The 21,202-nt window shown below is 56.9% G+C and carries 18 protein-coding genes; 11 read left to right on the forward strand and 7 right to left on the reverse strand.

What is annotated here, in order from left to right:
- Positions 1-145 precede the first annotated feature (145 nt).
- From gyrB to dnaA, 4 genes are read right to left on the reverse strand one after another with little or no spacing between them, the layout of a single operon-like run.
- Complete coding sequence (gene gyrB / locus ACZZ0B_RS26190; RefSeq protein ID WP_008084382.1) at positions 146-2,563, reverse strand: DNA topoisomerase (ATP-hydrolyzing) subunit B; 2,418 nt, start codon at positions 2,561-2,563, stop codon at positions 146-148.
- Positions 2,564-2,568: 5 nt separating this feature from the next.
- The gene (recF, locus tag ACZZ0B_RS26195) at positions 2,569-3,672 is read right to left on the reverse strand and encodes a DNA replication/repair protein RecF (RefSeq protein ID WP_007911886.1); all 1,104 of its coding nucleotides are present in this window, start codon (positions 3,670-3,672) and stop codon (positions 2,569-2,571) included.
- A 14-nt stretch (positions 3,673-3,686) separates the two neighbouring features.
- On the reverse strand, positions 3,687-4,790 hold the full coding sequence (gene dnaN, locus ACZZ0B_RS26200) for a DNA polymerase III subunit beta (RefSeq protein ID WP_008084384.1): 1,104 nt from the start codon (positions 4,788-4,790) through the stop codon (positions 3,687-3,689).
- 39 nt (positions 4,791-4,829) lie between these two features.
- Positions 4,830-6,356, reverse strand: a complete 1,527-nt coding sequence (dnaA, locus tag ACZZ0B_RS26205) for a chromosomal replication initiator protein DnaA (RefSeq protein ID WP_008084386.1) — start codon at positions 6,354-6,356, stop codon at positions 4,830-4,832.
- 567 nt (positions 6,357-6,923) lie between these two features.
- Between dnaA and rpmH the strand changes: the two genes are divergently transcribed.
- The 5 genes from rpmH to mnmE all read left to right on the forward strand — a co-directional run bounded on the left by rpmH (position 6,924) and on the right by mnmE (position 10,846).
- Entirely contained in the window at positions 6,924-7,058 is a 135-nt protein-coding gene (gene rpmH, locus ACZZ0B_RS26210) for a 50S ribosomal protein L34 (protein WP_003213577.1), read from the forward strand.
- A 16-nt stretch (positions 7,059-7,074) separates the two neighbouring features.
- Positions 7,075-7,476, forward strand: coding sequence for a ribonuclease P protein component (gene rnpA, locus ACZZ0B_RS26215; RefSeq protein ID WP_016984072.1), 402 nt, complete (start codon positions 7,075-7,077; stop codon positions 7,474-7,476).
- The gene (yidD, locus tag ACZZ0B_RS26220; RefSeq protein WP_010465488.1) at positions 7,469-7,714 is read left to right on the forward strand and encodes a membrane protein insertion efficiency factor YidD; all 246 of its coding nucleotides are present in this window, start codon (positions 7,469-7,471) and stop codon (positions 7,712-7,714) included. The genes rnpA and yidD overlap by 8 nt, the downstream gene beginning before the upstream one ends.
- Positions 7,715-7,716: 2 nt before the next feature.
- Complete coding sequence (yidC, locus tag ACZZ0B_RS26225; RefSeq protein ID WP_008084390.1) at positions 7,717-9,396, forward strand: membrane protein insertase YidC; 1,680 nt, start codon at positions 7,717-7,719, stop codon at positions 9,394-9,396.
- A gap of 79 nt (positions 9,397-9,475) precedes the next feature.
- The gene (gene mnmE / locus ACZZ0B_RS26230) at positions 9,476-10,846 is read left to right on the forward strand and encodes a tRNA uridine-5-carboxymethylaminomethyl(34) synthesis GTPase MnmE (protein WP_008084392.1); all 1,371 of its coding nucleotides are present in this window, start codon (positions 9,476-9,478) and stop codon (positions 10,844-10,846) included.
- Positions 10,847-10,889: 43 nt separating this feature from the next.
- On the opposite strand, the gene ACZZ0B_RS26235 is transcribed toward mnmE, so the two are convergent.
- From ACZZ0B_RS26235 to ACZZ0B_RS26245, 3 genes are all read right to left on the reverse strand, one after another.
- Entirely contained in the window at positions 10,890-13,325 is a 2,436-nt protein-coding gene (locus tag ACZZ0B_RS26235; protein ID WP_463546571.1) for a TonB-dependent siderophore receptor, read from the reverse strand.
- A gap of 119 nt (positions 13,326-13,444) precedes the next feature.
- Positions 13,445-14,392 (reverse strand): FecR domain-containing protein, encoded by a 948-nt coding sequence (locus ACZZ0B_RS26240; protein ID WP_463546572.1) that lies wholly within the window; start codon positions 14,390-14,392, stop codon positions 13,445-13,447.
- Positions 14,392-14,898 carry a sigma-70 family RNA polymerase sigma factor gene (locus tag ACZZ0B_RS26245; protein WP_400652297.1) on the reverse strand — a complete coding sequence of 169 codons (507 nt, stop codon included), beginning with the start codon at positions 14,896-14,898 and terminating at the stop codon, positions 14,392-14,394. Before ACZZ0B_RS26245 ends, ACZZ0B_RS26240 begins: the two co-directional genes overlap by 1 nt.
- Before the next feature lie 569 nt (positions 14,899-15,467).
- Here ACZZ0B_RS26245 and mnmG point away from each other — a divergent pair.
- The 6 genes from mnmG to atpB all read left to right on the forward strand — a co-directional run bounded on the left by mnmG (position 15,468) and on the right by atpB (position 21,147).
- Positions 15,468-17,366 carry a tRNA uridine-5-carboxymethylaminomethyl(34) synthesis enzyme MnmG gene (mnmG, locus tag ACZZ0B_RS26250; protein ID WP_053125290.1) on the forward strand — a complete coding sequence of 633 codons (1,899 nt, stop codon included), beginning with the start codon at positions 15,468-15,470 and terminating at the stop codon, positions 17,364-17,366.
- Positions 17,363-18,007, forward strand: coding sequence for a 16S rRNA (guanine(527)-N(7))-methyltransferase RsmG (rsmG, locus tag ACZZ0B_RS26255; RefSeq protein WP_158830523.1), 645 nt, complete (start codon positions 17,363-17,365; stop codon positions 18,005-18,007). Before mnmG ends, rsmG begins: the two co-directional genes overlap by 4 nt.
- Positions 18,008-18,025: 18 nt before the next feature.
- Positions 18,026-18,823, forward strand: coding sequence for a ParA family protein (locus ACZZ0B_RS26260; protein WP_008084406.1), 798 nt, complete (start codon positions 18,026-18,028; stop codon positions 18,821-18,823).
- Between the two features lie 9 nt (positions 18,824-18,832).
- Positions 18,833-19,705, forward strand: a complete 873-nt coding sequence (locus ACZZ0B_RS26265) for a ParB/RepB/Spo0J family partition protein (protein WP_158830524.1) — start codon at positions 18,833-18,835, stop codon at positions 19,703-19,705.
- Between the two features lie 148 nt (positions 19,706-19,853).
- Positions 19,854-20,261 carry a F0F1 ATP synthase subunit I gene (locus tag ACZZ0B_RS26270; protein WP_008084411.1) on the forward strand — a complete coding sequence of 136 codons (408 nt, stop codon included), beginning with the start codon at positions 19,854-19,856 and terminating at the stop codon, positions 20,259-20,261.
- Between the two features lie 16 nt (positions 20,262-20,277).
- Complete coding sequence (gene atpB, locus ACZZ0B_RS26275) at positions 20,278-21,147, forward strand: F0F1 ATP synthase subunit A (protein WP_008084413.1); 870 nt, start codon at positions 20,278-20,280, stop codon at positions 21,145-21,147.
- Positions 21,148-21,202 lie beyond the last annotated feature (55 nt).

Here is a 21,202-nt window from a genome sequence, read left to right on the forward strand (position 1 = left end):
GAGAAGCCCGGCGAGGATTCAAATGTTTAAGTGAACAGCATTACGCTTTTTAAGCGGGCCTGCTTTGCAATGGCTTCCTAATCCACAGGTTAGGTGAACCATCTATTTGTGAAAATGAGCAACTATTCTGGGATCCTACACCGGATCAGAAATCCAGGTTCGAAACCGCCAACGCATTGCTCTCGATGAAGTCACGACGAGGTTCGACCGCATCACCCATCAGGGTGTTGAAGATCTGGTCTGCGCCAATGGCGTCTTCGATGGTGACTTTCAGCATGCGGCGCACGCTTGGGTCCATGGTGGTTTCCCACAGCTGATCCGGGTTCATTTCGCCCAGACCTTTGTATCGCTGAATGGTGTGGCGCTTGGTGCTTTCAGCCATCAGCCAGTCCAGTGCTTCCTTGAACTCGGTGACTGCTTTCTTGCGTTCGCCACGCTGGATGTACGCGCCTTCGTCGAGCAGGGTGCTCAACTGAGCACCGAGGGTGACGACGGTTTTGTAGTCGTTGCTGCCGAAGAAATCGCGGTTGAAGGTGACGTAGTTCGACAGGCCGTGGGAGATCAGTTCGACCTCTGGCAGCCACACGCCACGTTCGCGGTCTTCACGCAGACTGGCCTTGTAGACCAGACCGGACTTCTCGACGGTACGCAGACGCGCTTCGTACTGGGCCAGCCACTCTTGCATCGCTGCGTGGTCGCCGAGCTTTTCCAGGCTCACGGCCGGCAGGTAGATGAAGTGCTCGGTAAGTTCCTGCGGGTACAGGCGCGACAGACGCTTGAGCGTCTTCATCACCATGCGGAAGTCGTTCACCAGACGCTCAAGCGCTTCACCGGAAATGCCCGGGGCTTCTTCGTTCAGGTGCAGGCTCGCATCTTCCAGGGCCGACTGCGTCATGTACTCTTCCATGGCGTCGTCGTCTTTGATGTATTGCTCTTGCTTGCCTTTCTTGACCTTGTACAGCGGCGGCTGAGCGATGTAGATGTAGCCACGCTCGATCAGCTCCGGCAACTGACGGAAGAAGAAGGTCAGCAGCAGGGTACGGATGTGCGAACCGTCGACGTCAGCATCGGTCATGATGATGATGTTGTGATAACGCAGCTTGTCGATGTTGTACTCGTCGCGACCGATACCGCAGCCCAGTGCGGTGATCAAGGTGCCCACTTCCTGGGAAGAGATCATCTTGTCGAAACGCGCTTTCTCGACGTTGAGGATCTTGCCCTTCAACGGCAGGATCGCCTGGGTCTTGCGGTTACGTCCCTGCTTGGCAGAGCCGCCCGCGGAGTCACCTTCCACGAGGTACAGTTCGGACAGCGCCGGGTCTTTTTCCTGGCAGTCAGCGAGCTTGCCTGGCAGACCGGCGATGTCCAGCGCGCCTTTGCGGCGGGTCATCTCACGGGCTTTACGCGCGGCTTCACGGGCACGGGCAGCGTCGATCATCTTGCCGACGACCAGCTTGGCTTCGTTCGGGTTTTCCAGGAGGAAGTCGGAGAAGTACTTGCCCATTTCCTGTTCGACCGCGGTCTTCACTTCGGAAGAGACCAGCTTGTCTTTGGTCTGCGAGCTGAACTTCGGATCCGGCACTTTCACCGAAATTATCGCGGTCAGGCCTTCGCGCGCATCGTCACCGGTGGTGGCGACTTTGTGCTTCTTCGCCAGGCCTTCGGCTTCGATGTAGGTGTTCAGGTTACGCGTCAGTGCCGAACGGAAGCCCACCAGGTGAGTGCCGCCGTCGCGCTGTGGAATGTTGTTGGTGAAGCACAACAGGTTCTCGTTGAAGCTGTCATTCCACTGCAGGGCGATTTCCACGCCGATGCCGTCTTCACGCTGAATGTTGAAGTGGAACACCTGATTGACCGCAGTCTTGTTGGTGTTCAGGTATTCAACGAACGCACGCAGGCCGCCTTCGTACTTGAACAGCTCTTCCTTGCCGCTGCGCTCATCCTTGAGGACGATGCCGACACCGGAGTTGAGGAAGGACAGCTCACGAATACGCTTGGCCAGGATGTCCCAGCTGAAGTGGATATTCTTGAAGGTGTCAGCCGATGGCTTGAAGTGAATCTGGGTGCCGGTGGTTTCGCTGTCGCCAACGATGGCCATCGGTGCCTGAGGCACGCCGTGGACGTAGGTCTGTTCCCAGATCTTGCCGCTGCGGCGAACGGTCAGAACCAGTTCTTCGGACAGCGCGTTCACTACCGAAACACCTACACCGTGCAGACCGCCGGAAACTTTGTAGGAGTTGTCGTCGAACTTACCGCCAGCGTGGAGGACGGTCATGATGACCTCGGCGGCGGAAACGCCTTCCTCTTTGTGCACGTCGACCGGGATGCCACGACCGTTGTCTTTAACGGTGATGGACTCATCCGGGTGGATGATGATGCTGATATCGTCGCAGTGGCCAGCGAGGGCTTCGTCGATCGAGTTGTCGACCACTTCGAACACCATGTGGTGCAGACCGCTGCCATCGTCGGTGTCACCAATGTACATACCGGGACGTTTGCGTACGGCATCCAGGCCTTTCAGCACTTTAATGCTCGTTGAGTCGTACGTATTTTCTTCGCTCAATGCCTTCACTCCCGATGGTCGTGGGTCTGGGTGATACGGCCCTGTTCCACGTGGAACAAAGCGACTGGCGTTTCCGTCTGCCAGCCTTCCCTCAATAATTCGTGATCTACACAGGTGATAAACACCTGGCAGCGTAAGTCTTCCAGCAAGCGGCACAGCGCGCGACGGTGGCTCTCGTCCAGCTCGGACGGCAAGTCATCCACCAGATAAATACACTGACCGCGGCGGGCCTGGCTGACCAGGTGACCTTGGGCAATCCGCAGTGCACAGACCACCAACTTCTGCTGACCCCGGGACAAAATGTCCGCGGCGTTGTGTGCGCCCAATCTAAGACGCAAATCAGCCCGTTGCGGTCCGGCCTGGGTATGACCCATTTGCTGATCCCGTTGCAGGGACCCAGCCAGTACGGCGCTCAATTCCCGGTCTTTGTCCCAGCCTCGGTAATAGCTGAGCGTCAAACCTTCGAGCTCAACCAGTTCGCTCAAGGTTTGTTCAAAGACTGGTTTCAAGGCTTTGATGTAAGCGCGGCGGTATTCATCGATTTCAGCGCTGGCCTGGCACAGTTCCCTGTCCCAAACCGCTTGCGAAACGGCGTCAAGTGTACCATGCCGCAGCCAGGAGTTTCTCTGGCGCAAGGCCTTCTGCAAACGCTGCCAGGTAGCCATGAACCGTGGCTCAACGTGGAACACGCCCCAGTCGAGAAACTGCCGGCGAATCTTCGGTGCACCTTCGAGCAGGCGGAAGCTGTCGGGGTTGATCAACTGCAGTGGCAGGATCTCCGCCAGTTGCGCAGCGCTGCGGGCGTTCTGCCCGTCGATGCGGATCTGGAACTCGCCTTGACGATCGCGCGAGATTCCCAACGCACTGTGGCCACCCTCGGCCAATTCAACCTGACCAAACACGGTACAGGCGAGTTGTTCGTACTGGATGACCGGCAACAGACGCGTGCTACGAAACGAACGGGCAAGCCCCAGCAGATGAATGGCTTCCAGAACACTGGTTTTGCCGCTGCCGTTGGCGCCGTAAAGAATGTTGATGCGGGGGGAGGGGGAGAAGGTCACCGGGTGCAAATTGCGCACCGCGGTGACCGAAACACGACTTAAGGACATCCAGGGTCAGCTGATTACAGACGCATCGGCATGACAACGTAAGCCGAATCGTCGTTGTCGGACTCTTGCACCAGCGCACTGCTGTTGGAGTCGGACAGGATCAGACGAACCTGCTCGGTGGTCATCACGCCCAGCACGTCGAGCAGATAGCTCACGTTGAAACCGATTTCCAGCGAGCCGCCGTTGTATTCAACGCCCACTTCTTCTTCCGCTTCTTCCTGCTCCGGGTTGTTTGCCTGGATTTTCAACTGACCGTTGGCCAGTTGCAAACGGATACCACGGTACTTCTCGTTGGACAGAATCGCGGTACGGCTGAACGCTTCACGCAGCGCCTGACGATCGCCCAATACCAGCTTGTCGCCGCCCTTCGGCAGAACGCGCTCGTAATCCGGGAACTTGCCGTCGACCAGTTTCGAGGTGAAGGTGAATTCGCCGGTGGTAGCGCGGATATGGTGCTGGCCGAGAACGATGGCAACCGTGCCCTCCGGCTCAGTCAGCAGGCGCGCCAATTCCAGAATACCTTTACGCGGAACAATGACCTGATGACGATCAGGGTGGTCGATCGCGGCTTTCATGCTGCACATGGCCAAGCGGTGACCATCGGTGGCAACGGCACGCATCAGCCCACTCGACACTTCCAGCAACATGCCGTTGAGGTAGTAACGAACATCCTGCTGGGCCATGGCGAAGCTGGTGCGCTCGATCAGGCGACGCAGTTTGCTTTGCTCAAGGCTGCAAGTCAGCGAGCCCGGACCTTCTTCAACGGTCGGGAAATCGTTGGCGGGCAACGTCGACAGGGTGAAACGGCTACGGCCAGCCTTCACCACCAGCTTCTGCTCGTCGACCTTGATGTCGATCAGCGCATCGTTGGGCAGGCTTTTGCAGATGTCCATCAGCTTGCGCGCAGGCACGGTGATGGAACCTGTTTCCGCAGGCTCTTCAAGTTGCACACGACCGACCAGTTCGACTTCGAGGTCGGTACCGGTCAGCGACAGCTGCTGGCCTTCGACTACCAACAGCACGTTGGACAGTACCGGCAAGGTCTGTCGACGCTCGACGACGCCTGCGACCAGTTGCAGGGGTTTCAACAGGGCTTCGCGTTGAATGGTGAAATGCATGGTCTAGTCCCTTGCCTTAATAAGCTGCGCTGGTGTTCATCAAGTGGTCAGTGTACGCAGCAGGTTCTTGTAGTCCTCGCGGATGTCCGCGTCGGATTCCTTAAGTTCGTTGATCTTGCGGCAGGCGTGCAACACGGTGGTGTGGTCACGGCCGCCAAACACGTCGCCGATTTCCGGCAGGCTGTGGTTGGTCAGTTCCTTGGACAACGCCATGGCCACCTGACGCGGGCGCGCTACCGAGCGCGAACGGCGCTTGGACAGCAAGTCCGAAATCTTGATCTTGTAGTACTCGGCGACGGTGCGCTGAATGTTATCCACAGAGACCAGTTTGTCTTGCAGCGCCAACAGGTCTTTCAGGGATTCGCGAATCAACTCGATGGTGATGTCGCGGCCCATGAAGTGCGAGTGGGCGATCACGCGTTTCAGCGCGCCTTCCAGCTCTCGGACGTTGGAGCGAATGCGTTGGGCAATGAAGAATGCGGCGTCGTGCGGCAAGTCGACTTTGGCCTGGTCGGCCTTCTTCATCAAGATCGCGACGCGGGTTTCCAGTTCCGGCGGCTCGACGGCAACGGTCAGGCCCCAGCCGAAGCGGGATTTGAGACGTTCTTCAAGGCCTTCGATTTCTTTCGGGTAGCGGTCACTGGTGAGAATGACCTGCTGGCCACCTTCAAGCAGGGCGTTGAAGGTGTGGAAAAACTCTTCTTGCGAGCGCTCTTTGCGGGCGAAGAACTGAATGTCGTCAATCAACAGAGCATCCACCGAACGGTAGAAACGCTTGAACTCGTTGATCGCGTTCAGTTGCAGCGCCTTGACCATGTCGGCCACGAAACGCTCGGAATGCAGGTACACGACCTTGGCATTCGGGTTCTTCTTTAATAGGTGGTTGCCCACCGCGTGCATCAAGTGAGTTTTACCCAGGCCAACGCCACCATAAAGGAACAGTGGGTTATAGCCGTGCTTTGGGTTATCCGCCACTTGCCAGGCCGCCGCACGGGCGAGCTGGTTGGACTTACCTTCGACGAAGTTTTCAAAGGTGAAGGTGCGGTTCAGGTAGCTGGTGTGTTTGAGCGCACCTTCGACCTGCACGGTGCGCTGTTCGGCGCGAACCGGCGCCTGTTGCGAAGCCGCGCCGGACATTGGGTCGAAACTGTCGCGAGACGGTTCGTCGCTGACCTCGGGGCTTTTCTGCGTCGAGCGCTTGGCCGCCGGTGCTGGCGCTTGGGTAGGTGCGGGTGCGCTCACAGGTGCGGCATTTGCCTGGGCCTGGGAAACCTGCGCGGCCGCCAGCGGCGCGTTCGGTGCGGCACGCGGAGCGGAACTGCGTTTGCTGCCTATTAATAAGGAAAGCGCGGGCGCCATGCCGTTGCCATGCTCATCCAGCAGTTCAATGACGCGGCCCAGATACTTTTCGTTGACCCAGTCCAGCACAAAACGGTTCGGTGCGTAGACGCGCAACTCGTCGCCTTCGGCTTCGACCTGTAGTGGACGGATCCAGGTGTTGAATTGTTGGGCAGGCAGCTCCTCGCGCAAAAGCTCCACGCACTGCTGCCAAAGTTCCACTGACACGGATATCCCCTAAGTTGAAAGCCGGTGAGGCAAAAACAAGCGGCCATTGTAGCGGCGAGCCGCCCACTTATCCACATGCAGGTTGCGCGGTGACCATGATTTATCAATGCGTTAACCGATGAGAAAGCGACCAACGGTGTGTGAATAAGCTCTGTGGATAACCGCCTCTAAGGGCACTGGAAAACTGGGGGTTGAACTCGGTGGATAACCTGCCTGTGGATAACAGGCCATTCCACACACAGGTTATCCGACAGCGCAGCACAGGCTGAACACGGTTTTCCACTGTAGTTGTCATTCGCTGTACATCAGGTGAAACAAGGCTTGATGGCAGTTATCCACAGAGGATGGCGTGCCTAGCTTTTATAAGCTTTACAGAAAAGCTTTAAATAATTCCCTTCTTTATTTTTATGTATGGCGAGCGGGTGATCAGGCAAAGAACACCTCGAGATCTATTTATAAGGAAACGCTGGTTGGAAATTGACCTGAGGGCTTGCTTTCTCTAGAATCCCCGGTCTCTTAAAACGGGGGCCATTCCGGCCCGTTGTGGACGAACCAGGTAACACGACAATGAAACGTACTTTCCAACCAAGCACTATCAAACGCGCCCGTACCCACGGCTTCCGTGCTCGCATGGCTACCAAGAACGGCCGTGCTGTCCTGTCGCGTCGCCGCGCCAAAGGTCGTGCGCGTCTGGCAGTTTGATAATCCGGTACTGGAGGTGAGTCAGGACTTCAGTCGGGAAAAGCGTTTGCTTACCCCCCGGCATTTCAAGGCAGTCTTTGACTCCCCTACCGGCAAGGTTCCGGGGAAAAATCTCCTGCTCCTTGCACGCAACAACGATCTTGATCACCCCCGTCTCGGGCTGGTTATCGGGAAAAAGAGCGTAAAGCTCTCCGTTGAGCGCAATCGCCTCAAACGTTTGATGCGCGAATCGTTCCGTCTGCACCAGGATTCACTGGTCGGCTGGGACATCGTTATCGTCGCGCGCAAAGGTCTGGGCGATGTAGAAAACCCCGAATTGATTCAGCATTTCGGCAAGCTCTGGAAGCGTCTGGCACGCAGCAAGCCAGTTCCAGAAGTCAAAACCGAAACTGTAGGGGTAGACAGTACCGATGCGTAAACTGGCCCTCGTTCCGATCCAGTTTTATCGCTATGCCATTAGTCCTTTGATGGCCAGCCACTGTCGTTTCTACCCCAGTTGTTCCTGCTACGCGTATGAAGCCATCGAAAATCATGGCCTTCTGCGCGGTGGCTGGCTGACCTTTCGTCGTTTAGGTCGCTGTCATCCGTGGAATCCCGGTGGTTATGACCCGGTTCCACCTATCCCTACCTCCCGTTCTTCTTCGATGGCCGAGTAATCATGGATATCAAACGCACGATCCTGATCGTCGCCCTGGCAATCGTGGCCTACGTTATGGTCCTTAAATGGAACCAGGACTACGGTCAGGCTGCCCTGCCGACTCAGAATGTTGCTTCCAGTACGACTACATCCGGTTTGCCGGACACCGCCACTGGCAATAATGCTGCCGCCAGTGACGATATTCCGCGCGCCGCTAGCGATACCAGCGCACCTGCCGAAACGCCGGTAGCCGCCAGCAAGGATCTGATCCAGATCAAAACCGACGTGCTCGATCTCGCGATCGATCCACAAGGTGGTGATGTTGCTCAACTGACCTTGCCTCTGTATCCACGTCGTCAGGATCGTCCTGATGTTCCGTTCCAGCTGTTCGATAACGGCGGCGAACGTGTTTATCTGGCCCAAAGCGGTCTGATCGGCACCAACGGCCCGGACGCAAATCCGGCCGGTCGTCCGATCTACTCCTCGGAGAAGAAGACTTATCAACTGGCTGACGGTCAGGACCAACTGGTCGTAGACCTGAAGTTCAGCAAGGACGGCGTCAATTACATCAAGCGTTTCACCCTGAAACGCGGCCTGTATGATGTAGCCGTTTCCTACATTGTGGATAACCAGAGCGCTCAGCCCTGGAACGGCGCAATGTTTGCTCAGTTGAAGCGTGATAACAGCGCTGACCCTTCGTCCACCACTGCTACTGGCACCGCGACTTACCTAGGCGCTGCCCTGTGGACAAGTTCGGAGCCGTACAAGAAAGTGTCCATGAAGGACATGGACAAGGCGCAACTGAAAGAAACCGTCACCGGTGGTTGGGTAGCCTGGCTGCAACACTACTTCGTGACCGCGTGGATTCCGGCGAAAGGCGAAAACAACGTCGTTCAGACCCGTAAAGACAGCAAAGGCAACTACATCATCGGTTACACCGGTCCAACACTGACCGCTGCACCAGGTGCCAAAGTTGAAACCAGCGCTGTGCTGTATGCCGGTCCGAAAAGCCAGGCTGTGCTGAAAGAGTTGTCCCCAGGTCTGGAACTGACCGTCGACTACGGCATTCTGTGGTTCATTGCCCAGCCAATCTTCTGGTTGCTGCAACACATCCACGCGATCGTTGGTAACTGGGGCTGGTCGATCATTTTCCTGACCATGCTGATCAAGGGTCTGTTCTTCCCTCTGTCGGCTGCCAGCTACAAATCGATGGCGCGCATGCGTGCCGTTGCACCGAAACTGGCTGCGCTGAAAGAGCAACATGGCGATGACCGGCAGAAAATGTCGCAAGCCATGATGGAGCTGTACAAGAAAGAGAAGATCAATCCGCTGGGTGGTTGCTTGCCAATCCTCGTGCAGATGCCGGTTTTCCTTTCGCTGTACTGGGTTCTGCTGGAAAGCGTGGAAATGCGCCAGGCGCCGTTCATGCTGTGGATCACTGACCTGTCGATCAAGGATCCGTTCTTCATTCTGCCGATCATCATGGGCGCAACCATGTTTATCCAGCAGCAGCTGAACCCGACTCCTCCGGATCCGATGCAGGCGAAGGTCATGAAAATGATGCCAATCATCTTCACCTTCTTCTTCCTGTGGTTCCCGGCGGGTCTGGTGCTGTACTGGGTTGTGAACAACTGCCTGTCCATCACCCAACAGTGGTACATCACACGTAAGATCGAACGGGCTACCAAAGCAGCCGCTTGATTTACACTGTGGATAACCACTCAAAACGCCCCCTAGTGGGGCGTTTTGCTATCTGTCATTTTTGTCTGGATTCCGGTTAATGAGCGTACCTCGTGAAACCATCGCCGCTGTCGCCACCGCTCAAGGTCGTGGTGGTGTGGGCATCGTCCGTATTTCCGGGCCGTTGGCCAGCGTGGCGGCAAAAGCCATCAGCGGCCGCGAACTGAAACCGCGTTACGCCCATTACGGCCCGTTTTTCACTGACGACAAACAGGTGCTCGACGAAGGTCTGGCGCTGTATTTTCCCGGGCCGAACTCGTTCACCGGTGAAGACGTTCTGGAACTGCAGGGCCATGGCGGCCCGATCGTTCTGGACATGTTGCTCAAGCGCTGCCTGGAACTGGGCTGCCGTCTGGCGCGCCCGGGGGAATTCAGCGAACGCGCCTTCCTCAATGACAAACTCGACCTGGCGCAAGCCGAGGCGATTGCCGATTTGATCGAAGCCAGTTCTGCACAGGCTGCACGTAATGCGCTGCGTTCTCTGCAGGGCGCGTTCTCGCAACGTGTGCATAACTTGACCGAACAGCTGATCGGCCTGCGCATCTACGTCGAAGCCGCCATCGATTTCCCGGAAGAAGAAATCGACTTCCTCGCCGATGGCCATGTGCTGAGCATGCTCGACAAAGTGCGCGATGAATTATCCACAGTGCTGCGCGAAGCCGGGCAGGGCGCGTTGCTGCGCGATGGAATGACCGTGGTGATTGCCGGTAGGCCGAATGCTGGCAAGTCGAGCTTGTTGAATGCGTTGGCAGGACGGGAAGCGGCAATCGTTACCGAGATCGCCGGCACCACTCGCGACATCCTCCGTGAACATATCCACATCGACGGCATGCCGTTGCACGTTGTCGATACCGCTGGCCTGCGTGATACCGATGATCATGTGGAAAAGATCGGGGTTGAACGGGCATTGAAAGCCATTGGTGAAGCCGACCGAGTGTTGTTAGTGGTCGATGCGACCGCGCCGGAAGCGCTGGATCCGTTTGCCCTGTGGCCGGAATTCCTCGAAACCCGGCCGGATCCGGCCAAAGTCACCTTGATCCGCAACAAAGCCGATCTAACTGGCGAGGCCATTGTTCTGGAAACCAGTGAAGACGGGCACGTGACCATCAGCCTCAGTGCTAAGTCGGCCGGTGAAGGCCTGGACCTGTTGCGCGATCATCTCAAGGCGTGCATGGGTTACGAGCAAACCTCGGAAAGCAGTTTCAGCGCACGCCGCCGGCATCTGGAGGCTTTGCGCCACGCCAGCGCGGCACTGGAACACGGCCGCGCCCAGCTGACCTTGGCTGGCGCCGGAGAGTTACTGGCGGAGGATTTGCGCCAGGCTCAGCATTCCCTCGGCGAAATAACCGGGGCTTTTAGCTCTGATGATCTGTTGGGACGAATTTTTTCCAGTTTCTGTATCGGTAAATGACAAAGGGGGCCGTGGACAATTTATCCACAGCCCCTTTTTCGTTTTACCAGTTATAGGAAACCGTACCGAGCAGGGTGCGATCTTCACCCCAGTAGCAACGGCCCGCGTCGTTGCAACCCGACACATATTCCTTGTCGAACAGGTTCTTCGCATTCAGGTCGACGCTCCAGTGCGTATCGATCTGATAACCGATGGCCGCATCCACCAAGGTAACGTCGCCGGCATCCAGCTTTCCGTACAGAGAAGGCGAGGTGTAAGCGAAGGCACTGTCGAAATAACGCACACCGCCACCCACATATAAACCTTTCAGATCGCCATCGAGGAAGCGGTATTTCGCCCAGACCGAGGCCTGATTACGCGGCACGCCGGTCATTTGATGGCCTTTGACCAATGACGTCGCGGCATCCTTGGTGATTCGCGCGTCGGTGTAGGTATAAGCCGCAGTGACGTTGAGGTTCTGCGTCAGGTTGCTGTTGAGCTCCAGTTCCACACCCTTGGAACGGCTTTCGCCCACCTGGCGGTAGCTCGATGTAGTGGCGTCGAAGTAGGTGTCGTCCTTTTTGCGCAGGTCGTACACCGACGCCGTGAACGCGGTGTCCCAGCCGATCGGTTCGTACTTCAGGCCCACTTCATATTGGCTGCTGGTGATCGGATCGAGCGGCGCGCCGGCATTGGAGATCTGCTGCACCGGCACGAACGAGGTGGAATAGCTGACATACGGCGTCATGCCATTGTCGAACTGATACATCACCCCGCCCTGATAGGTGAACTTCTTGTCCTCGGAACTGATGTCGCTCGACTGAGCGACCTTGTCGCGAAAATCACTGTCGACCCAATCCTGACGGCCACCGAGCAGGAACAGCCAATGGTCATACTTGCTCTGGATCTGTGCATAAACCCCTTTCATCTGTTGCTCAAGCAAGGTGTTTTGCACCGCAATCGGTGTGGTCGGATCGCGCAGGTAAATCGGGTTATACACATCGATTGGCCCGACGATGCCAGCGTTCCAGTCCTGATTGAACGAGGTACGGTCATAGCTGGCGCCGAACAGCACGGTGTTCTCCAGACCACCGACCTGGAATTTGCCTTCCAACTGGTTATCCAGCGAGTACACCATCGATTTGTTGAAGCGATCGTACGCCGTCATGTTCAGGCGTGTGCCAAACCCGGCGTTGTTGAGGTTGCCCGGCCAGGTTTCGTGGCGGGTAATGCGCGACTGCATGTAGCGCGAATTCTGGCGGAACTGCCAATCGTCGTTGAACGAGTGGCTGAACTCGTAACCTGTGCTCCAGGTTTCCCGTTCGAAGGTATTCCAGTCCGGGTCGCCGAGCATGGTGCCCTTGGATAACTTGCCGTTGGGGTTCGTCAGCAAAGTGCCGGCGGCCGGTAGGCCAAGTTCCATGTTGGTGTGATCCTTCTGGTAGTTGGCCAGCAGGGTCAGCGTGTTGTAATCGTCGAAATTCAGGGTCAGCGATGGCGCGATGTAGATTCGGTCATCCGGTACGTGGTCGGTCTGGGTGTCGGACTTGCGGCCAAGCATCACCACGCGTCCGAGCACGTTGCCGCTGTCATTGAGCGGGCCGGAGACATCGACGCCGATCTGCCGGCGATTGTTCGATCCATAACCCAATTGCACTTCGGCTTGCGGTGCGGCGGTCGGTCGTTTGCTCACCAGATTGACCAGACCGCCCGGAGCGTTTTCCCCATACAGCAGAGAAGATGGGCCGCGGAAAATCTCTACCCGCTCCAGCCCGTAAGGCTCGGTGCTGGTGTCATAACGATTGCCCTGAACGCGTAGTCCATCGCGCAACAGACCGTAGCCGTAATCGGTGGCGTTGAAACCGCGAATATAGAACAGGTCTCCGGCCAGGCTGTCGCCGGCGGCGAACGGTGGGGCAAAGATCCCCGGCACGTAGCCGAGCACCTCGGTGAGTGTCTGAGATTTCTGATCTTTCATGCGCTGGGCGGTGACGACTGACACCGAACGCGGCGTTTCCGACAAAGGCGTACTGGTTTTCGTACCGATTCGACTGTTCTGCGCCTTGTATCCGACGTCCGCCGCGTAATCCAGATTCATCGGGTTGGCCAACTGACCATTGATGTTGGTTGGGGCCAGCTCTAGCGAATCACCGTTTGGCAGCGCCTGCATAATGTAACTGCCCGGCGCCTGCGGTACGGCTTGCAAACCCGAGCCTTGCAGCAGTTGGGCGAATCCCTGGTCGACGGTGAAATTGCCGTTCAACCCGGCACTGCGCAATCGGCTGGTTTGTTGCGGCGAGAATGACAGGATCACGTTTGCGGCCGAGGCGAACTGGCTCAATGCATTGTCCAGCGGGCCGGCGGCGATGGCATAACGCTGGGCTGCCGATGCAGCAACGGCGTTATGGCTGACCACCAGGCAGGAAGCGGCACTGGTCATTAGGAGGCTGTAAGCAATGCAGTGGTAGGAAAAACGCTGACGAAACGTGGGAAGACGCATGTGTGGATAAGCCCTGAAGGTGGCAAAGAGCCGCGTTTATCGCGATTACCTGTAGGGCCGGGTCAGGGCAAAAAAAGATAACCCTGTTGTCGATTTATTTTGCCCAGGTGACATTTCGATCAAGCGTTGTGGCTGATCGATACCCAGTAACGGCTGAAATAGCGCACGTTGATCGGCAGTGACGCCTGAAGATTGGCCAGGACAGCGTCGGTTGAATTGAGGCGGAATGTCCCGGAAACCCGCAGCTCCCGGGCACGCGCGTCGCAATGCAAAACCCCGCTGCGATAACGGCCCAATTCTTCAATCACATCGCCCAAGCGTGCATCGAGGACGATCAATTGACCGTTGATCCACGCCACTTCGGAGGATTTGAACGGATGAATGAGTCCTATGTGCTGACGATCAAAATTAGCGCCTTCGCCTGCCTGCAAGATTTTTGCGGTCGTTGAAGTATCACCGGGCTGAACACTGACCCGGTCTTCCAGCACTCCAACACGGGTTGAGCTCGATAACTGGTGAACGGAAAAACGGGTGCCCAATGCTTGAATCCGGCCATCTCGGGTTTCGACGAAAAAGGGCCGTTGATCACCCAGTTTTCCGGTTTGAATGAGGATCTCGCCGGAGCGCAGGCGAATCAGTCGCTGTGCCGGGTCGAAAGACACGTCAATGGCAGTGTCGGTGTTGAGTTGAATCTGGCTGCCATCCGCCAATGTGATATTGCGACGCTGGCCAACGCCGGTTTTGTAGTCGGCCCAGACATTTCCCAAGGAAGTGTGTTGCTGAACATTCCAGCCAACGAACCCCGTTCCCGCTGCGAGCAGCAACAATTTCAGCACTTGGCGACGTTGCTGACCGGTATTTAATGCGCGACGTTTCAGATCCTGTGGCAGCGTGCCGAGGTGGCGCTGCAATTGTTCCATCTGGTTCCACGCCGCCAGATGCGCCGGGTCGCTATCTATCCACAACTGCCAGGCCTTCTGTTCGGCGAGCGTTGGTGGATCTGCCTGAAACTGTACGTACCAACTGGCGGCTGCTTCGAAGATCTGGCGATTGGGGGCGATGGCCATCAACGTTGCGCCATGATCAGGGCACACTCCGTCAGGGCGCGGATCATGTGCTTCTTCACCGTGGTCAGCGAAACCTTCAATTGCAGAGCGATCTGTTGATAAGTCAGGCCATCGATCTGCGAGAGCATAAAGATTTTTTGGCTTCTGGCGCCAAGCCCGGCCAAGGCTTTATCCACAGCGACCAGGGTTTCGATGATCAGCGCCTTGTCTTCCTCGCTGATGGCAGTGGCTTCCGGTCGAGCCGCGAGGGTCTGCAAATAGGCGGCTTCGATAGCCTGTCTTCTATAGCGGTCAATCACCAGACCGCGTGCAATGGTCGCCAGATAATCACGTGGCTCGCGAATCTGTGCGGCATTACGTGCCGCCAGAATCCGCACGAACGTGTCATGCGCCACATCGGCTGCATCGCAGGCGTCATGCAATTTTCCCTTGAGCCAGCCATGTAGCCACGAATGGTGTTGCTCGTAGATTCGCTCGATCGCAGCAGTGTGGGCGGGTAGGGACATGGGGAAAACTGACGAGTTAATGATAATGCCTATTATTAGCCCCTGTTACGTTCTCTCACAATAGCCCGCGCACTTCCCTCCATCGGCTTCTTTATCGCCAGCGAACCCTCGCTGGTGTTTTTTTGCACTCTGGAAAAGGCGTTTTATCGTTTTTCTGTGGATTAAGCCCTGTGAATAACTGCCACTAAGGGCAGTTGATAACAGGGCCTGAAAACTGGACATAAACCCCTCTGTGGATAACCACCCCTTTCATCCACAGGCTTAAACCGGTTATCCAAGGCCCTCATTGGCACATGAACACAGGGTTTTGAATCTCTGTACATATTGAAAACAAAGGCCTGTAGAGATCTATCCACAGAAAGTAGGCTCAGTAGAAATAAACATAAAAACAAAGGTTTTATAAATTTCTCTCTTTTTTATTCTTTTAACCTCGAGTTCTCCACAGCTGGTTAAATTTTGTGCAAAGGGTTCTTTAGGAAGGGCGAAGTCCCTATACTTGTCGACCAGGTTCAAAAACCTGATCTCAAACTATTCCTGAATTACCTACTTAAGCAGGCACGAGGTGCGTGGTGGATTTCCCTTCCCGTTTTGAAGTGATCGTCATCGGCGGCGGTCATGCCGGTACCGAGGCAGCACTGGCCTCAGCACGTATGGGGGCAAAAACCCTGTTGCTGACGCATAACGTGGAAACCCTCGGTGCCATGAGTTGCAACCCGGCCATCGGTGGCATTGGCAAAAGCCATCTGGTCAAGGAAATCGATGCCCTCGGCGGCGCGATGGCCATGGCTACCGATAAGGGCGGCATCCAGTTTCGCGTGTTGAACAGCCGCAAAGGCCCGGCTGTACGGGCGACCCGTGCGCAAGCTGACCGGATTTTGTACAAGGCCGCTGTCCGCGAAATTCTGGAAAATCAGCCGAACCTGTGGATATTTCAACAAGCTGCTGATGACCTGATCGTCGAGCAGGAACAAGTCCGCGGTGTTGTCACGCAAATGGGTCTGCGGTTCTTCGCCGATTCCGTGGTGTTGACCACCGGTACGTTCCTCGGCGGACTTATCCACATCGGTTTGCAGAATTTTTCCGGCGGTCGCGCCGGTGACCCACCGTCGATCGCCCTGGCTCACCGTCTGCGTGAGATGCCACTGCGTGTCGGTCGCTTGAAAACCGGTACACCGCCGCGTATCGACGGCAAATCTGTGGATTTCTCGGTGATGACCGAGCAACCGGGCGATACGCCGATCCCGGTGATGTCGTTCATGGGCAACAAAGAACAGCATCCACGCCAGGTCAGTTGCTGGATTACGCACACCAACGCCCGCACCCACGAAATCATTGCTGCGAATCTCGATCGTTCGCCGATGTATTCCGCTGCCGGTGAAATCGAAGGCATCGGCCCGCGCTATTGCCCGTCGATCGAAGACAAGATCCACCGCTTTGCCGACAAGGAAAGCCATCAGGTGTTTATCGAACCGGAAGGTTTGACCACCCATGAGCTGTATCCGAACGGGATATCCACAAGCTTGCCGTTCGACGTGCAATTGCAGATCGTGCAATCGATTCGCGGCATGGAAAACGCGCACATCGTGCGTCCGGGTTATGCGATCGAGTACGACTACTTCGATCCGCGAGATTTGAAGTACAGCCTCGAAACCAAAGTCATCGGCGGTCTGTTCTTCGCCGGGCAAATCAACGGCACCACCGGTTACGAAGAAGCTGGCGCGCAAGGTTTGCTCGCTGGCGCCAACGCCGCACTGCGCGCCAAGGGCAAAGAAGCCTGGTGCCCGCGTCGCGATGAAGCGTACATCGGTGTATTGGTCGACGACCTGATTACCCTCGGTACCCAAGAGCCGTACCGCATGTTCACTTCCCGTGCCGAATACCGCCTGATCCTGCGCGAGGACAACGCCGACCTGCGTTTGACCGAAAAAGGTCGCGAGCTCGGTTTGGTCGATGACGCGCGTTGGGCGGCCTTCTGCAAGAAGCGCGAAAGCATCGAACTCGAAGAGCAGCGCCTGAAAAGCACCTGGGTTCGCCCGAACACGCAGCAGGGCGATGCGATTGCCGAGAAATTCGGCACGCCGCTGACCCACGAATACAACTTGCTCAACCTCTTGAGCCGTCCGGAAATCGACTACGCTGGTCTGGTCGAAGTGACCGGCAACGGCGCCGAAGATCCACAGGTTGCCGAGCAGGTTGAAATCAAGACCAAATACGCCGGTTACATCGACCGTCAACAGGACGAAATCGCCCGTCTGCGCGCCAGTGAAGACACGAAATTGCCTGTGGATATCGATTACACCAACATTTCCGGTCTCTCCAAGGAGATCCAGAGCAAGCTCGGCGCGACTCGACCAGAGACGCTGGGCCAGGCTTCGCGGATCCCGGGTGTGACCCCGGCAGCGATTTCGCTGTTGATGATTCATTTGAAAAAACGCGGCGCGGGCCGTCAGTTGGAGCAAAGCGCTTGAGTTCTAAGGTCACTTCGCAACACGCCGAAGAGTTATCCACAGGAGCCCGCGAGCTCGGTGTCAACCTCACTGAAACCCAGCACGAATTGCTGCTGGGTTATCTGGCCCTGTTGATCAAATGGAACCAGGCCTACAACCTGACCGCTGTGCGCGATCCGGACGAAATGGTTTCGCGCCACTTGCTCGATAGTCTCAGCGTGATGTCGTTCATCGAAAACGGTCGCTGGCTCGACGTCGGCAGCGGCGGCGGCATGCCGGGGATCCCGTTGGCGATCCTGTATCCGGACTCGCAAGTGACCTGTCTGGACAGCAATGGCAAGAAAACCCGCTTCCTGACTCAGGTCAAACTCGAACTCAAACTGGATAACCTGCAAGTTATCCACAGTCGTGTCGAAGCTTTCCAGCCTGCAGAGCCGTTCAACGGGATCATTTCCCGGGCGTTCAGCAGCATGGAGAACTTCACCAACTGGACTCGCCATCTCGGCGATGCCGATACACGCTGGCTGGCAATGAAGGGCGTTCATCCGGCCGATGAGCTGGTAGCATTGCCGGCAGACTTCAAACTCGATAGCGAACACGCCCTGGCCGTACCCGGTTGCCAAGGCCAACGCCATCTGCTGATACTGCGCCGCACGGCATGATTGGGAACACAAGCAAGAATGGCTAAGGTATTCGCGATAGCGAACCAAAAGGGTGGTGTGGGCAAGACCACCACCTGCATCAACCTCGCAGCATCCCTGGTCGCGACCAAGCGCCGGGTGCTGTTGATCGATCTCGATCCACAGGGCAACGCCACCATGGGTAGCGGTGTGGATAAACACGGCCTGGAAAACTCGGTCTACGACCTGCTGATCGGCGAATGCGATCTGGCCCAGGCCATGCACTATTCCGAGCATGGCGGTTATCAACTGCTGCCGGCCAACCGCGATCTGACGGCGGCTGAAGTGGTGCTGCTGGAAATGCAGATGAAGGAAAGTCGTCTGCGCAGCGCGCTGGCGCCGATCCGTGAAAACTACGATTACATTTTGATCGACTGCCCACCGTCGCTGTCGATGCTGACGCTGAACGCACTGGTCGCTGCTGACGGGGTAATTATCCCCATGCAGTGCGAGTACTTTGCGCTCGAAGGTCTGAGCGACCTTGTGGATAACATCAAGCGCATCGCCGAACTGCTCAATCCGAACCTGAAAGTCGAAGGTTTGCTGCGCACCATGTACGACCCGCGCCTGAGCCTGATGAACGACGTTTCGGCGCAGCTCAAGGAACACTTCGGCGATCAGCTTTACGATACGGTGATCCCGCGCAACATCCGTCTGGCCGAAGCGCCAAGCTACGGCATGCCGGCGCTGGCTTACGACAAGCAATCGCGCGGCGCCCTGGCTTACCTGGCCCTGGCCGGCGAGATGGTTCGTCGTCAGCGCAAAAATTCACGCATCGCCGCCGCTCAGGCAACTTAAGGAATCCCCATGGCCGTCAAGAAACGAGGTCTCGGACGTGGACTGGATGCACTGCTGAGTGGTCCGACCGTCAGCGCGCTGGAAGAACAAGCCGCGCAGGCTGATACCCGTGAGCTGCAGCACCTGCCGCTGGATCTGCTGCAGCGTGGCAAGTACCAGCCGCGTCGCGACATGGATCCGCAGGCGCTGGAAGAGCTGGCGCTGTCGATCAAGGCACAAGGCGTGATGCAGCCGATCGTGGTGCGCCCGATTGGCGGTGGCCGCTTTGAAATCATCGCCGGTGAACGCCGCTGGCGCGCGAGCCAGCAGGCCGGCCAGGAAACCATCCCGGCGATGGTCCGTGATGTACCGGATGAAACCGCGATCGCCATCGCGCTGATCGAGAACATCCAGCGCGAAGACCTCAACCCGATCGAAGAAGCGGTGGCCTTGCAGCGTTTGCAGCAGGAATTCCAGCTGACGCAGCAACAGGTCGCCGAAGCGGTGGGCAAGTCCCGCGTCACAGTGGCCAACCTGTTGCGTCTGATTGCGCTGCCGGAAGTCATCAAGACCATGCTGTCCCACGGCGACCTGGAAATGGGTCATGCCCGTGCATTGCTCGGTCTGCCGGACAATCAGCAGGTCGAAGGGGCGCGACATGTTGTCGCACGCGGCCTGACCGTGCGCCAAACTGAAGCACTGGTTCGCCAGTGGTTGAGTGGTAAACCGGAGCCTGTGGAAGCCAGCAAACCCGACCCGGATATCGCCCGTCTCGAACAGCGTCTGGCCGAGCGCCTAGGCTCTGCGGTGCAGATTCGCCACGGCAAGAAGGGAAAGGGTCAGTTGGTGATCGGTTATAACTCGCTCGATGAGCTTCAAGGTGTGCTCGCACACATCCGCTGAAACATTTCCTCATGTAGCGCGCAGTCGGAAATCACTACCTGACAGTTGAATAGGGGCAGAACCGCCCCTATACTCTGCGCGCATTTTGTCGGCACAAATTATGCCAAGTTATTGAATTCTGGCAGCCGACCATTGGAGAGCAATAGTGATGGAAACCCGCAAGCCAAACCGCCTGCCGTTCCATCGCCTGGCAGTTTTTCCGGTGTTAATGGCTCAATTTGTCATTTTGCTGATTGCCGCTTTGGCGCTCTGGCAATGGCACGGAGTCGTTGCCGGATACTCGGGACTTTGCGGAGGCCTGATAGCCTTGCTGCCCAATGTTTATTTCGCTCACAAGGCATTTCGGTTTTCCGGCGCCCGAGCAGCCCAGTCCATCGTCCGGTCTTTTTATGCCGGCGAGGCAGGCAAACTGATTTTGACAGCAGTGCTTTTTGCGCTGGTGTTTGCAGGTGTGAAGCCACTGGCGCCGATAGCTGTATTCGGCGTGTTCGTGCTGACTCAGTCGGTCAGCTGGTTCGCTCCCCTGCTGATGAGAACAAGACTTTCGAGACCTTAGGGCGTTTGAGGCAACCATGGCAGAAACAACCGCTTCGGGCTATATCCAGCACCACTTGCAGAACCTGACCTTCGGTCAGCTACCTAACGGCGGCTGGGGCTTTGCCCATACCGCAGCAGAAGCCAAGGAAATGGGCTTCTGGGCTTTCCACGTCGATACTCTCGGCTGGTCGGTCGCGTTGGGTCTGATCTTCGTTTTTCTTTTCCGCATGGCGGCAAAGAAGGCGACTTCGGGTCAACCGGGTGCTTTGCAGAACTTCGTTGAAGTATTGGTCGAATTCGTCGATGGCAGCGTGAAAGACAGCTTCCATGGCCGTAGCCCGGTGATTGCACCGCTGGCACTGACCATCTTCGTCTGGGTGTTCCTGATGAACGCCGTCGACCTGATCCCGGTCGACTGGATTCCTCAGCTGGCCATCCTGATCACCGGTGATCACCACATCCCGTTCCGCGCCGTGTCGACCACCGACCCGAACGCGACCCTGGGCATGGCGTTGTCGGTTTTCGCACTGATCATTTTCTACAGCATCAAGGTCAAGGGCATCGGCGGCTTCATCGGCGAACTGACCCTGCACCCGTTCGGCAGCAAGAACATCTTTGTTCAGGCCCTGCTGATCCCGGTGAACTTCCTGCTGGAATTCGTGACCCTGATCGCTAAACCGATCTCTCTGGCTCTGCGTCTGTTCGGCAACATGTATGCCGGTGAGCTGGTGTTCATTCTGATCGCTGTGATGTTCGGCAGCGGTCTGCTCTGGCTGAGCGGCCTGGGCGTTGTTCTGCAGTGGGCTTGGGCTGTGTTCCACATCCTGATCATCACCCTGCAGGCGTTCATCTTCATGATGCTGACCATCGTCTACCTGTCGATGGCGCACGAAGAAAACCATTAAGACCAGTCTCGACTAGTCTGATGTCCTTCCCGGTCAAACGGGAAGGGGCTCTTCA

This window comes from Pseudomonas sp. AC247 (genome assembly GCF_979258015.1).

Coding starts and splice junctions, on each gene's coding strand:
- recF (WP_007911886.1), bottom strand. CDS start 3,672: ATGTCCTTAAGTCGTGTTTCGGTCACCGCGGTGCGCAATTTGCACCCG.
- dnaN (WP_008084384.1), bottom strand. CDS start 4,790: ATGCATTTCACCATTCAACGCGAAGCCCTGTTGAAACCCCTGCAACTG.
- rpmH (WP_003213577.1), top strand. CDS start 6,924: ATGAAACGTACTTTCCAACCAAGCACTATCAAACGCGCCCGTACCCAC.
- yidD (WP_010465488.1), top strand. CDS start 7,469: ATGCGTAAACTGGCCCTCGTTCCGATCCAGTTTTATCGCTATGCCATT.
- yidC (WP_008084390.1), top strand. CDS start 7,717: ATGGATATCAAACGCACGATCCTGATCGTCGCCCTGGCAATCGTGGCC.
- mnmE (WP_008084392.1), top strand. CDS start 9,476: ATGAGCGTACCTCGTGAAACCATCGCCGCTGTCGCCACCGCTCAAGGT.
- ACZZ0B_RS26235 (WP_463546571.1), bottom strand. CDS start 13,325: ATGCGTCTTCCCACGTTTCGTCAGCGTTTTTCCTACCACTGCATTGCT.
- ACZZ0B_RS26240 (WP_463546572.1), bottom strand. CDS start 14,392: ATGGCCATCGCCCCCAATCGCCAGATCTTCGAAGCAGCCGCCAGTTGG.
- ACZZ0B_RS26245 (WP_400652297.1), bottom strand. CDS start 14,898: ATGTCCCTACCCGCCCACACTGCTGCGATCGAGCGAATCTACGAGCAA.
- ACZZ0B_RS26260 (WP_008084406.1), top strand. CDS start 18,026: ATGGCTAAGGTATTCGCGATAGCGAACCAAAAGGGTGGTGTGGGCAAG.
- ACZZ0B_RS26265 (WP_158830524.1), top strand. CDS start 18,833: ATGGCCGTCAAGAAACGAGGTCTCGGACGTGGACTGGATGCACTGCTG.
- ACZZ0B_RS26270 (WP_008084411.1), top strand. CDS start 19,854: ATGGAAACCCGCAAGCCAAACCGCCTGCCGTTCCATCGCCTGGCAGTT.
- atpB (WP_008084413.1), top strand. CDS start 20,278: ATGGCAGAAACAACCGCTTCGGGCTATATCCAGCACCACTTGCAGAAC.